Source organism: Streptomyces sp. NPDC050121 (assembly GCF_044460385.1).
Lineage (GTDB): Bacteria > Actinomycetota > Actinomycetes > Streptomycetales > Streptomycetaceae > Streptomyces > Streptomyces soliscabiei.
Genome location: NZ_JBITJV010000001.1, coordinates 48,962 through 61,414, shown reverse-complemented (window position 1 = coordinate 61,414; position 12,453 = coordinate 48,962). Strand labels below are relative to the sequence as shown.

At 69.0% G+C, this 12,453-nt stretch carries 11 protein-coding genes; 3 read left to right on the top strand and 8 right to left on the bottom strand.

Features of this window, described 5'->3' with window-relative positions; translation table 11 throughout:
* Window positions 1–49: 49 nt before the first annotated feature.
* The 5 genes from ACIBTS_RS00310 to solA all read right to left on the bottom strand — a co-directional run bounded on the left by ACIBTS_RS00310 (window position 50) and on the right by solA (window position 4,827).
* The gene (locus tag ACIBTS_RS00310) at window positions 50–817 is read right to left on the bottom strand and encodes an amino acid ABC transporter ATP-binding protein (protein ID WP_399315647.1); all 768 of its coding nucleotides are present in this window, start codon (window positions 815–817) and stop codon (window positions 50–52) included.
* Window positions 814–1,770 carry an amino acid ABC transporter permease gene (locus ACIBTS_RS00305; protein WP_399315646.1) on the bottom strand — a complete coding sequence of 319 codons (957 nt, stop codon included), beginning with the start codon at window positions 1,768–1,770 and terminating at the stop codon, window positions 814–816. Before ACIBTS_RS00305 ends, ACIBTS_RS00310 begins: the two co-directional genes overlap by 4 nt.
* A 7-nt stretch (window positions 1,771–1,777) precedes the next feature.
* Window positions 1,778–2,797, bottom strand: a complete 1,020-nt coding sequence (locus ACIBTS_RS00300) for an ABC transporter substrate-binding protein (RefSeq protein WP_399315645.1) — start codon at window positions 2,795–2,797, stop codon at window positions 1,778–1,780.
* A gap of 93 nt (window positions 2,798–2,890) precedes the next feature.
* On the bottom strand, window positions 2,891–3,571 hold the full coding sequence (locus ACIBTS_RS00295) for a haloacid dehalogenase type II (protein WP_399315644.1): 681 nt from the start codon (window positions 3,569–3,571) through the stop codon (window positions 2,891–2,893).
* A 119-nt stretch (window positions 3,572–3,690) separates the two neighbouring features.
* Window positions 3,691–4,827 carry an N-methyl-L-tryptophan oxidase gene (gene solA / locus ACIBTS_RS00290; RefSeq protein ID WP_399315643.1) on the bottom strand — a complete coding sequence of 379 codons (1,137 nt, stop codon included), beginning with the start codon at window positions 4,825–4,827 and terminating at the stop codon, window positions 3,691–3,693.
* A gap of 276 nt (window positions 4,828–5,103) precedes the next feature.
* On the opposite strand from solA, the gene ACIBTS_RS00285 reads away from it, so the two are divergent.
* Window positions 5,104–6,732: a PucR family transcriptional regulator gene (locus tag ACIBTS_RS00285; RefSeq protein ID WP_399315642.1), complete on the top strand. Its 1,629-nt coding sequence runs from the start codon at window positions 5,104–5,106 to the stop codon at window positions 6,730–6,732.
* Between the two features lie 46 nt (window positions 6,733–6,778).
* Here ACIBTS_RS00285 and ACIBTS_RS00280 read toward each other — a convergent pair whose 3' ends face one another.
* Both ACIBTS_RS00280 and ACIBTS_RS00275 read right to left on the bottom strand, forming a co-directional pair.
* Window positions 6,779–7,837 (bottom strand): tartrate dehydrogenase, encoded by a 1,059-nt coding sequence (locus tag ACIBTS_RS00280; RefSeq protein ID WP_399315641.1) that lies wholly within the window; start codon window positions 7,835–7,837, stop codon window positions 6,779–6,781.
* A 73-nt stretch (window positions 7,838–7,910) separates the two neighbouring features.
* On the bottom strand, window positions 7,911–8,795 hold the full coding sequence (locus ACIBTS_RS00275) for a LysR family transcriptional regulator (RefSeq protein ID WP_399315640.1): 885 nt from the start codon (window positions 8,793–8,795) through the stop codon (window positions 7,911–7,913).
* 156 nt (window positions 8,796–8,951) lie between these two features.
* On the opposite strand from ACIBTS_RS00275, the gene ACIBTS_RS00270 reads away from it, so the two are divergent.
* A complete protein-coding gene (locus ACIBTS_RS00270; RefSeq protein ID WP_399315639.1) occupies window positions 8,952–9,131 on the top strand; it encodes a hypothetical protein in 180 nt (59 codons plus the stop codon).
* A gap of 139 nt (window positions 9,132–9,270) precedes the next feature.
* Here ACIBTS_RS00270 and ACIBTS_RS00265 read toward each other — a convergent pair whose 3' ends face one another.
* Window positions 9,271–10,539, bottom strand: coding sequence for an aspartate aminotransferase family protein (locus ACIBTS_RS00265; protein WP_399315638.1), 1,269 nt, complete (start codon window positions 10,537–10,539; stop codon window positions 9,271–9,273).
* Window positions 10,540–10,764: 225 nt separating this feature from the next.
* Here ACIBTS_RS00265 and ACIBTS_RS00260 point away from each other — a divergent pair, with 225 nt between their 5' ends.
* Window positions 10,765–12,450 carry a PucR family transcriptional regulator gene (locus ACIBTS_RS00260; protein ID WP_399315637.1) on the top strand — a complete coding sequence of 562 codons (1,686 nt, stop codon included), beginning with the start codon at window positions 10,765–10,767 and terminating at the stop codon, window positions 12,448–12,450.
* Window positions 12,451–12,453 lie beyond the last annotated feature (3 nt).

Sequence of the window (12,453 nt, the reverse complement as noted above, 5' to 3'; positions counted from 1 at the left end):
CTCCTCCAGCCTCGCTGCCGGAGCCGCTGCCACCTGCCGGTGCCACTGGCTACAGCACCCTTTCGAGGAAGGCCTGGGTTCGCTTCTCACGGGGGTTGGCCAGCAGTTCGCGTGCGTCGCCGCGTTCGACCGCGACGCCTTCGTCCATGAAGAGCACTTCGTCGGCGACCTCGCGGGCGAAGGCCATCTCGTGGGTGACGAGCAGCATGGTCATTCCGTTGCCGGCGAGGTCGCGCATGACGGCGAGTACTTCGCCCACGCGCTCGGGGTCCAGCGCACTGGTGGGTTCGTCGAACAGCATGATGGTGGGTTCCATCGCCAGCGCGCGGGCGATGGCCACGCGCTGCTGCTGGCCGCCGGAGAGCTGGGCGGGGTACTTGTGGCCACAGCCCTTGAGGCCGACCTTGGCCAGCAGTTCTTGTGCCTGCTCCCGGCAGGTGGCGCGGTCCTTTTTCTGCACCAGCACCGGTCCGGACATGACATTGCTTTCGGCGGTCATGTTGGGGAACAGGTTGAACTGCTGGAACACCATGCCGATGCGGGCGCGCTGCTCGGCCAGCCGCTTGGGGCGGACGGCGTGGTAGGCGTCGTCCTTCTCGACGTAGCCGAAGTCCTCTCCATTGACCCGCAGGACTCCGCGGTCGACGGTCTCCAGACCGTTGATGCACCGCAGCAGGGTCGATTTGCCCGATCCGCTGGGTCCGATGATGCAGGAGATCTCCCCGGCCGCGACGGTCAGGTCGATGTCACGCAGGACCTGGTGACGTCCGAAGCTCTTGCACAGCTTGCGTGCGACGATCGTTCCGTCGGCGTTCACAGCAGGGACTCCCTCGTGGTGGGAACTGGCTGGCCCGCCCCCGGCTCGGCCGACGTGGCGGCCGGGGTCAGCTGCGCCCGGGTGGAGCGGGAGAAACGGCGCTCGATCATGGACTGGGGCACGCTCAGCACCAGCGTCATGATCAGATACCAGAGGCTGGCCACGATCAGCAGCGGAATCGTCTGGTAGTTCCGGGCGTAGATCGACTGTGCGCTGTTCAGCAGGTCGGCGACGCCGAGCACGCTCACCAGCGAGGTCTCCTTGAGCATGCCGATCACCTGGTTGCCAGTGGCCGGGATGACCGCCGGCATGGTCTGCGGGATGATCACATGCCGCAGCTTGGTGAACCCCGACATGCCCAAGGACTCCGCCGCCTCGTGCTGTCCGCGACTGACCGAGGCGAAGCCGCCGCGGATGATCTCGGACATGTAGGCGGCCTGGTTGAGCGTCAGCCCCACGATGGCCGCGGTCATCGGCGTCATGATCGCGTTCACGTTCACCGGCGTGGAGATGTCGGTGAACGGGATGCCGATCGAGAGGTTCGGGTACAGCGCCGCGATGTTGAACCAGAAGACCAGCTGTACGAGCACCGGGGTGCCACGGAAGAAGGTGATGTAGAGCTGGGCGAGCCCGGAGACGGGCCGCTGGTGCGACATGCGCATCACCGCCAGCACCAGCCCGAGCAGCGTGCCCAGGGCCATGCTCGCCGCGGTCAGGAGGAGCGTGATCAGCAGGCCGTTGAGGATGGTTTCAGTGGTGAAGTAGCTGAAGACCACCGGCCAGCGATAGTTCTCGTTCGTCACCGCGGTCCACACCAGACCGGCGACGATCGCGATCGCGACGGTCCAGGCGACGTAGTCGCGCGGACGTTTCGGCGTGATCCGCTTCTTTTCTTCGGCCAGTAGTTGTGGCACCGGTCGGCTCCTGGTCGTCGTGGTCTCGATCACGTCCATCGGCGTCTCAGTCCTGCGGGACGGCCATGGCCGCGGCCTTGATCCCGAGGTCCTTGAGACCCCAGCGGTCCAGCGCCTGGGTGTACTTGGGGCTGTCGATGATCGACTGGATGGCAGCCTTGATCGCGGGGGTCAGCGGCGAGTCCTTCTTCAGCGCGACGGTCGCGGGCTTGGTGGCCACCAGGGGCTTGAGGACGTCGAACGTCTTGGGCTGCTGCGCGGCCGCCCACTCCAGCGAGATGAAGTCGTACATCACCGCGTCGATCCGCTTGGAGACCAGCTGGGTCAGCGCGTCGTTCACACTGGGCAGGCTCACCGACTTGATGGCCGGCTTGCCCTTGCTCGTACAGTCCTGCTTGGACAGCTGGGGCAGCCACTGGAGCTCCGCGGTGCTGCCGGAGGGGACGGCGACGCGGTGCCCGCACAGAGTGTGGGTGCCCAGGTTCTGCGGGTTGCCATAAGGGACGGACACTCCGGTCCCGGAGTTGACGTAGTCCACCATGTCGAGCACCTTCAGCCGGTCGCTGGTGGCGCCCATGGTGGAGGCGGTGAAGTCGTACCGGTTGGCTTGCAGTCCGGTGATGATGGTGTCGAACTTGACGTTGTTGATCTCGAGTTTCAGGCCGAGCTTGGCAGCGATCAGCCGGGCCATGTCCGGGTTGAACCCGATCGGGGTCTTGTTGTCCGATGCCATGAACGTGGTGGGCGGGTACGCCAGGTCCATGGCCACCGAGAGCGTGCCCTTGGCCTTCACCGTCGCGGGCAGCAGCTGCACCGCGTTCTGGTCCGGCTTCACGCCCACCGAGATGTCGTCGGTGTGCTCGGCCGACGAGCCGGATCCCCCGCCCTGCGTCGTGCTCTTCGCCGCCGCGTTCTGCGCGGTGCCGGTCGCCCCGCACGCGGCGAGCGCGAGGGCCAGAGCGGTGGTGGCGATCGGGATGCTCAGGTGTCTGTTGACCTGCATCGCGGCGGCCACGGCGCCTGCGGTGCGGAATACGTTTCTGCGGCCTGTCCGGTTGGTTTCCATGGCGGTGCCTCCTGGGGATACGGGGATATACGGGGAATCCGTGATGCGGGGACGACGTGCGGATCGGACGGGGGGGCGGGTGCGCGTCGCGCGTCAGATGCCCAGCATCTGATTGAGCTCGTCCAGGGACTTGACGGTCACGTAGTCGTAGCCGTGGGTGACCGGGTCGCAGCCGCGGTCCAGCAGGACGAGGTTGCGGAAGCCCATGTCGTGCATCGGCATCAGGTCGTAGCGGGTGTGCGAGGAGACGTGCACGAAGTCCTCGGGGGACGCCTCGAGCTGGTCGAGCATGTACTCGAACGCGGCGTAGCGGGGCTTGTAGTAGCCGGCCTGCTCGGCGGTGAAGACGGCGTGGAAGTCGGCGCCCAGCCGCGGCACGCTCTCCGCGAGGAAGGAGTCGTCGGCGTTGGACAGGATCACCAGCTTGTAGTGCTCCCCCATCTTCTTCAGCGGCTCCGGCACGTCCGCGTGCGGCCCCCAGCTGCGCACACCGTCGGCGAGCCGCTTGCCCGCGTCCGGGGCCGCCTTGACGCCCCACTTGCGGCAGACCCGCTCGAAGGCGGCCTGCAGCGTCTGCTCGTAGGGGTAGTACTTGTCGAGGACCGCGTCGTAGCGGTAGCCGCGGAACTCCTTGACGAACTGATCCCACTGCTCGGCGGGGATCTGGTCGCCGACGAGCTCACGCGTGATGGGGGTCATCGGCCACTCGATCAACGTGCCGTAGCAGTCGAACGAGACGTACTTCGGGCGGAACTGGAACGAGGGAAGGGGCATGGAAGTGCTCCGTTTTCTTGCGTCGGGGAACTGATCAGGGCCGGCACGGACCCTTTTTAGGCATGCTCACGACAGAGACGTCAGGAGTGGGGGGTGAGGACGTCGACATCCGCCGGGGATCAGGCGGCGCCGACTCCTGCCGGAGCAAGGAAGTCGACAGGGTGCTGCGTGGTGCCGTCGAGCGCCAGGTCGGCGGCGATCTCGCCCATCGCGGGCGAGAACTTGAAACCGCTGCCGGAGAACCCGGCCATGACGATGATGTCGTCCTCGCCGGGGAGATGGCCGACGATCGGGTTTCCGGACTCCGTGTAGCCCTCCATGTAGGCCGACATCCTGATGGGGTCGGGGTTCAGGTCGGGCATGAGTTCACCGATGAGCTCGCGGAAGACACCGAGTTCTTCGGGGCGGACGGTACGGTCGAGCCGATCGGGCTCGGGCACCGGCGCATGGTATTTGAAGGAGAGACCGAGCTTGACGGAGATGCCGTCGGGCGACGGGATTCCGAAGCAGTCGTGGGGTGCGGCGCGCACGAAGGAAGGGGCACCGCCCGCGAACCAGTCGTGGCGGGTGGGCAGGTGCCAGGAGCAGACCACCCGGCGGACGTCGACGGTCCGGGGGAGGTCCGGGAGCAGGGTGTTGATCCAGGGGCCCACGGTCACCACGGCGGCGTCCACGTGGTCCGTGCCCAGGTCGGTGACGATCTGCACCCCGCCGCCCGCCGCGGGGACGACCTCGCGCACCGTGGTGTAGCGGTGCAGCCGGGCGCCCAGCTGCTCGGCGCGGGCGGCGGCGGCCTGGATCGACGCCTCCGGCCTGATGACGGCACCCAACCGGTCGAGGACGGCGGTATGTCCGTCCGGGAGACGGTGCTGGGGGTAGCGGCGGGCGAGTTCCTCCCGATCCAGCACCTCGTGATCCAGCCCCTGGACGGCGCTGATGGAAAGGAGAAGGCGCATGGACGGTGAGGCGGTCTCCCCCATCACGAGGCTGCCGCTGCGGCGCAGCAGCGACCGGCCGGTCTCCGCCTGGAGCTGCCCCCACATCCGGTCCGCCAGCCGCAGCAGCGGAATGTACGCGGGCTCGCCGAGGTGGGCGGCTCGGTAGATCCGGCTCTCGCCCCCGGCCGCGCCTCGGTCGTGACCCGGTGCGTAGCGGTCGTAGCCGATGACCTCGGCTCCGCGGGCGGCCAGTCGCCACATGGCCTGGCTGCCCATGCTGCCGGCACCGATCACGGCGACGCGCTTCGGAATGCGCATGAGATCGCTCCGCTCGATGGTGTGGTCTGGGTGGAAGTCGCCCCAGCACGCTGCGGATACCGCGCGGACCTTTGCAGTTCGGATCCTGCTGGGGATGGCGTTCACTTTCCGCCCCGCGGAACCCGCAGGTCAACCCACACTGTGTTCCGCTTCAAGGCCTTCTCGAGACGGTCTGTCACTGCGGACGACCGGACTGCCCAAATGACGGCCCGCCTCTTGTCACGATGAGTGGCCGGTGCGAAGGTGAGCCCGATTCCCTCGGATGAAAGACCCCCTATGCCGCCCAGACACCATGCAATCGGGCACTTCCCCACCCTTAGGGAGGTACTGGGCCTGCCCGTGCTCGTCGAGGGGATGCCTCGCGTGCTGGCAGGCGAGTCGCGACTGGACAGCCCGGTGCGCTGGGTGCATGTCACCGAGCTGCTCAACCCCGCGGACTTCCTGGAGGGCGGCGAGCTGATCCTGACGACCGGTGTGCCGCATCCAGAGGACGCCTCCGAGCTGCGCGGCTACGTCGACCAGCTCGCGGACGTCGGCGCAGCCGGCCTGGTCGTGGAGCTCGGTTACCGGTACCAGAAGGTGCCCCAGGAGCTGGTGGCGGCGTGCCGTGCCCGCGATGTGCCGCTGGTCGAGCTGGCCCGTGGCGTCCGGTTCATCGACGTCACGCAGACGGTGCACGCGCTCATCCTCGACGCCCAGGGGGCCCTGCTGCGCCGCGGGCGGGACATCCAGGACATCTTCACGGCCCTGACGCTGCGGGGCGCGGACCCCGAGGAACTGGTGCACACCACCGCGGAGCTCACCGGAGCCCCCGTGGTGCTGGAGGATCTCACCCACCGGGTCCTGATGTGCGAGCTGCTCGGCCGGCCGTACGAGCCGGTGGTGTCGGCCTGGTCTCGGCGTTCGCGGGCCGCCCCGACGCCGGAGAGGCTCACGCCGAGCGGCCCGGAGGGGTGGCTGATCGCGCCGGTGCAGGACCACCACGGCCCGTGGGGGCGGCTGGTCCTGCTGGAGGACCGGCTGAGCGCCGAGCCCGACCCGGAACACGTCCTGGTGCTGGAGCGTGCGGCGGTCGCGCTGACCATGGCGCGTCTGGCGGGGCAGGCCTGGTGGGAGCGCCGGGCCCACCGCTCCGTACTGCGGGACCTGTACGAACGGCGTTTCCGCTCCCCCGCGGACGCCCGCGCCCGCGCCGAGGCACTAGGACTGCCCACCCTCGGACACCGCCTGTTCGCCGTGGTCATCCGCCACCCGTACACCGGCGCCGAGGGGGAGCACCTGGACGAACGGATCGCGAAGGCGCTGACGCACACCGGTGTCCGCGCCCTGGTCGGCGAGACGGCCCCGGGCCGCATCGGTGTACTCATGGCTCTGGCACAGGCAAGCGCCTGGCAGCCGGTCGCCGAGCAGATCGGCCGTCTGACCCGGGAGGAGCTCGGACCGCGGGCCGTCGTCGCCGTCGGTCCCGGGGTGACCGACCTCGGCGGGATCGCCCGGTCGTGGCAGGAGGCGGAGCAGACGGCCGAGGCCATCACACCGGCCTCCCCGGAGCGGTGGTTCTACGTCCCCGCCGACGTCCGGCTGCCGGAGCTGCTGGGCGTCCTTCGGGAGGACACCCGTCTTCAGTGGTACGCGGAACGGCACCTGACCCGCCTCATCGAGCACGACGACCGCAACGGCGGCGATCTGCTCCAGGCACTGCGCGCCTATCTGGCGGCAGCCGGGAACAAGTCGGTCGCGGCGAAACGCGCCGGCATGTCCCGGCAGGCGTACTACCAGCGCCTGCACACCATCGAGCGGCTCCTCGGCTGCGACCTGGAGTCAGGTCTGGAGCGCACGTCCCTGCACGTCGCGGTGCTGGTTCTGGACGCGGGAGAAGCAGCTGCAGAGGGCGCGCGGGGATGACTGGTGGGCGGCGTCGTCCCTGCCGCCCACCGCGGAAGAACATGGCTCAGAGGAACTCGATCAGCCTGTCGGTGAACTCGGCGGTGGTCGCGGTTCCGCCCAGGTCACGGGTGCGGGTATCGGTCTTGGCCAGGACCGAGGCGATCGCATCCGTGATGTCCATGGCCGCGGCCGGATGGCCGAGGTGGTCGAGCATCATGGCCGCGGACCAGATCGCGCCCAACGGGTTGGCTATGCCCTGGCCTGCGATGTCGGGTGCTGAGCCGTGCACGGGCTCGAACATCGAGGGGAAGTCACCCTCGGGGTTGAGGTTGGCCGCCGGGGCGATACCGATGGATCCGGCGACCGCGGCCGCGAGGTCGCTGAGGATGTCACCGAAGAGGTTGGAGGCGACGACGACGTCGAAGCGGGCGGGGTCGAGGACGAACTTGGCCGCCAACGCGTCGATGTGCTCCTGGTCCCAGGTGACGCCGGGGTGTTCGGCGGCCCGCTCGGCGATCAGCTCGTCCCAGAACGGCATGGTGTGGATGATGCCGTTGGACTTGGTGGCGGAGGTGAGCTTCCCTCGGCGGCGGGCGGCGAGCGAGAACGCGTAGTCGGCGATACGGGTGACCCCGGCCCGGGTGAACACCGCTTCTTGGACGGCCAACTCCTCGGGCGTGCCCTGGTTCAGCCGTCCGCCGATCTCGCTGTACTCGCCCTCGGCGTTCTCCCGCACGACGACGAGATCGACCTCGCCCGGCTGTGCGCCGCGCACCGGACTGTCGATGCCTGCGAAGACACGGACGGGCCGGAGGTTGACGTACTGGCGGAAGCTGCGCCGTATCGGGATCAGCAATCCCCACAGCGAGACGTGGTCCGGCACCCCCGGGTAGCCGACGGCGCCCAGCAGGATCGCGTCCTTGTCGCGCAGCTGGTCGATCCCGTCGGCGGGCATCATCGCGCCCTCCCGCAGGTACCGCTCGCACGACCAGTCGTACGACGTGTAGGACAGGCTGAAGCCGTGGCGGCGGCCGAGAACATCGAGCACCTGCTGTGCTGGGGGCAGTACCTCGGCGCCGATGCCGTCGCCGGGGATCAGGGCAATGCGGTGGTTGGTTGTCATACCGTCGATTGCAGCAAGGCGGTCCGCGGGGCGTCCAAGACGCAAAGCGGATCTCCCTTATAAGCGGCGCCTATCAGCTGCCGGCGGCCGAGAGGGCGGCCGTGACGAACGCGGCAGCCGCCGGCGACAGGCTGCCGCGGCGGCTGACGAGAGCGATGTCCAAGGTGCTCTCCGGCTCGATGTCCAGGACGCGGGCGCCCAGCTGCCGCGCGAGGTCCCGCCAGGAATCCATGACCACCGCGAGCCCGACCCCGGCCAGCACCAGGGGCATGAGCGACACCCGGTGCTCGGTCTCGGCGGCGACGGTGAATTCGATGCCCTGTTCCCGCAGCGCGTCGACGTAGGCGCGCATCCCGGTACCCGGCTGCCCGACGATCAGCCGTTGTCCCGCAAGCTCCTGGCACTGCACCGCCGTCCGATCAGCGAACGGGCCGTCGGCCGGCACCATCAGCACAAAGCGCTGCCGCCCCAGCGCATGGCAGACGACCTCCTTGTCGGAGAGCGGCCGGGCGGACGCCAAGAGCCCCAGTTCCACGGCACCCGTGCGCACCATGTCGATCACATCACGCGAGGTGAACGCCGCTTTGATGGCCACGGAGACGCCGGGATACCGGTGGCTGAAGGCACTCACCAGACTCGTCAGCGGCTCCACCGCCTGCGAGGGCACGGACGCCACGTCCAGGCGCCCCTCACGCAGCTCATGCACCGCCGCGACACTCGCCCGCGCCGTCTCCAGACTCCGCACGGCCTCTCGGGCGGGCTCGATCAGAGCCCTTCCGGCCTCCGTCAGCACTGCCCTACGCCCGATGCGATGGAACAACTCGGAACCGAGATCACGCTCCAGTGCCCGCACGGCCTGCGACAGTGACGGCTGCGACACGTACAAGGCCGAGGCCGCACGGTTGAATCCCCCACGATCAACGATCGCAAGGAAGTACTCCAGCTGCCGAATGTCCATTGCGCACCCTCTGCCCCTCAGCAAAGCAGCCGACGACTCGATGGTCCCGACCATGGTTGCGTGAAGGACAGCCTCGACGAAGCACGGACCCCCGATGCGGTGACCGTTTCTGTCACCGAAGCGCGGTGACAGCTGGTTGAGGCGCTCGTCGCCACCATGCGGGCCCGTTGCGGCTCGGACTCCGTCACTGGCCTCCCCGAGGGCCGTGCCTGGTGGTATGTCGAGTTCGACTGCGACGACGCGGACGCGGTGAAGGCCCGCGCCTCCGGCGCTGCTGGACGTACGGCAGCGCCGGAGAACCCGGCTGCTCACCTGCGCGACTTCGCAAGCTCCTGACTCAAGACGCGAGGGAGCGGTGTTGAAGCCTGTGGGGTCGCCACCAGGCGGACCGTTGCCGCGGTGACGACCGCACAGGAACCCTCGGTGCGCGCAGGCCGGTGCTGCCGGATAAGGACGGCACCCCGGCCCGACAACGTCATCGCCGCGCCGCTCCCGATGTGCCGGCCTCCACCGCGGCCGCCCATGCCTGGAGTCCCTGGTCCACCGCCGTCTCGTCGATCACCAGGGCCGGGATCATCCGCACGACCTGGTTCCAGGCACCGCACAGAAGCAGGAGCAGGCCCTGGTCGACAGCGGCGCGCTGCACACGGGCGGCAGTCTCGGGGTCCGGACTGCCGTCCTCGGTGACGAACTCCGTGGCGAGCATGAGCCCGAGGCCGCGTACGTCGCCGATGCCTGCGGTCCGGTCGGCCACGGCCTCCAGGCCCTGGCGAAGGCGCTTGCCCATCGCCTCGGCGTTCTCGACGAGCCTCTCGTCGCGGACAACGTCGAGGGTGGCGCAGGCCGCGGCGCAGGCGACGGCGTTGGCGCCGTACGTACCGCCCTGCGAGCCGGGCCACGCCTTGGTCATCAGCTCCTCGGAGGCGGCGATTCCTGACAGCGGGAAGCCGCTGGCCAGGCCCTTGGCGGTGACGAGGATGTCGGGCGTGACGCCGAAGTGGTCGTGACCCCAGAAGCGACCGGTGCGGCCGACGCCCGTCTGTACCTCGTCGAGGATCAGCAGGAAGCCGTGGCGGTCTGCCCGCTCCCGCAGGCCCTGCATGAAGGCGCGGTTGGCGGGGACGTATCCACCCTCGCCGAGCACCGGCTCGACGATGATCGCGGCCGTGTCGGCGGGCGAGGAGATCGTCTGGAGCGTGTAGTCCAGCTCCTTCAGGGCGAAGCGGGTCGCGGTCTCCTCGTCCCAGCCGTACCGGTACGCAGACGGGAACGGAGTGACGACGACACCGCTCATCAGCGGGGAGAAGCCGGACCGGAAGCGGGTGCCGGAGGTCGTCATGGAAGCGGCGGCGACCGTACGGCCGTGGAAGCCACCGTGGCAGACCAGGATGTTCGGCCGACTGGTGGCTTGCCGGGCCAACCGCAGCGCCGCCTCCACCGCCTCGCTGCCGGAGTTGGTGAAGAACAGGCTGTCGAGCCCCTCGGGCAAGACCTCGCCCAGCTTGTCGACCAGCCGCTGCAGCGGCTGGTGCATGACTGTCGTGTACTGGCCGTGGACGAGGGTGCCCACCTGTTCCTGGGCGGCCGCTACGACCTTGGGGTGGCAGTGCCCGGTGCTGGTCACGCCGATGCCGGCGGTGAAGTCGAGGTAGCGGCGGCCGTCATCACCGTAGAGGTGGACGCCCTCTCCCCGGACCGCCACCACGGGCGTGGCCTGGCGAAGGTGCGGCGACAGTGCAGTCATGTTCGTCTCCCGGCGGGTCGTCGGTCTGGCTCCGGTCCGGTCGAGCATCTCCGCGTACCTCGATGACGCCAATGCTCGATCTGTCCGCCCGCGCCCCGGCATCTGGACGTTGTGTCAGCCGCACCGGGCATCACGCCCCGCTCGCCCTGCTCACAGCAGCCCTTTGAGAGCTCTTGCGCAGGTCAGTGAGGATTGTCAGGGTGACGGAGCACCCAGGGAGGTCCCATGAGCGAGAAGCACCACACGGCCGCAAGGTCCGTCACCGACGGTCCTGACGCCTCCGTGGCCGGCCCGGGCATGGCCACCGCCGGCCATCCGCTCACCGTGGCCGACGTTGTGACCCTTCCCGTCCTCGCCGCCGGGCAGCCGCAGGTCGTCACCGGAGCAGACCTGCTCGACCGCCCCGTCCGCTGGGTTCACATGACCGAGCTGACCGACCCTGCCTCGTTCCTCAAGGGCGGCGAGCTCGTCCTGACCACCGGTATGCCCCTGCCCGACGAGCCGGCCGGTGTACGCCGCTACGTGAACGAACTCGCCGACATCGGCGCGGCGGCCTTGGTCATCGAGCTGGTCCGCCGTTATCACCGCCCGCCGGACGCCCTGGTCCATGCCTGCGAGGCCCGCGGACTCCCCCTCGTGACCCTGGCCAAGGACGTCAACTTCCTTGAGGTCACACAGGTAGTCCACGCTCTCATCCTCGGCAACCAGGCCGAGGAGCTGCGCCGGACCCAGCGCATTCACGAGGCGTTCACCGCCCTCACCTTGCGCGGCGCTGTGCCCGAGGAGGTCGTACGTGCCGCCGCTGAGATGAGCGGCCACACCGTCGTACTGGAGAACCTGGCCCACCAGGCACTGATCTGCGCGCCCTCCGCAGGCACGGTCGAAGCAGCGCTCAGCGACTGGGAACGGCGCTCACGAGCGACACCTTCCGCCGGCCGCACATCCGTGTCCGGACCCGACGGCTGGCTCGTGACATCTGTGGAGTACCAGGGCGAAAGATGGGGCCGGGTGGTCATGTTGTCCGCCCCGTCACGCCGGCCCACTCCCTCGATATTCGGCCCCACCGCTGTGACGGTCCTGGAGAGAGCTGCGATGGCCCTCACCATCGCCCGCGTCATCCACCCCGTGCCCTGGGAACGCACGGCACACCGCAATCTCCTGCGCGACCTCGTCGGACAACGCCACCACTCCCCTACGGACGCCGAGGCCCGGGTCGCCGCACTGGGTCTGTCCACCAAGGACTGCAGCTTCATGGCCGTGCTCGCGGACTTTCCTCAAGAGACCGACGCGACGAAAAGCGAAGCGCTCCTCTGCGAAGAGCTGAGGAAGCAAGGGACACAGGCACTCGTCGGCGTTCTCAGCCCGACGCGCCTCGGCATCCTCCTGTCCCTGCGCCCCGGCCAGCCCTGCCCACCCGTGGTCGAACACCTGAGCCGCACCGTACTCGAGTTGGCGCCGGGGGCCACCGTCAGCGCAGGCAGCGAGGCGACGGACCTCTTCGATGTCGCCCGATCCTTCCGCGAGGCGACCCGCGTCACCGAAGCCACCGAACCCGGCCGGCCGCTCCCGCCGGGACGCTCATACCACAAGCCATCCGACATCGGCCTGCGCCGCCTGCTCTTCGCGCTCCGGGAGGATACCCAGATCCAGGACTTCACCGAGCGCCGACTAAGCCGGCTCCTCGACCATGATGCCCGCCACGGGACGGACTTGCTGACGACCTTGCGCCACTACCTTGACGCCGCAGGCAACAAGACCCTGGCAGCCCGCTCCGGCCGTCTGTCCCGCGAGACCGTCTACCAACGTCTGCGCAGCATCGAGCGGATACTCGACTGCGATCTCGAGTCCGGCGAACACCGCACCGAACTGCACGTGGCACTCACAGCGCTCGACGTCCTACGAGCCGGGTGAGCC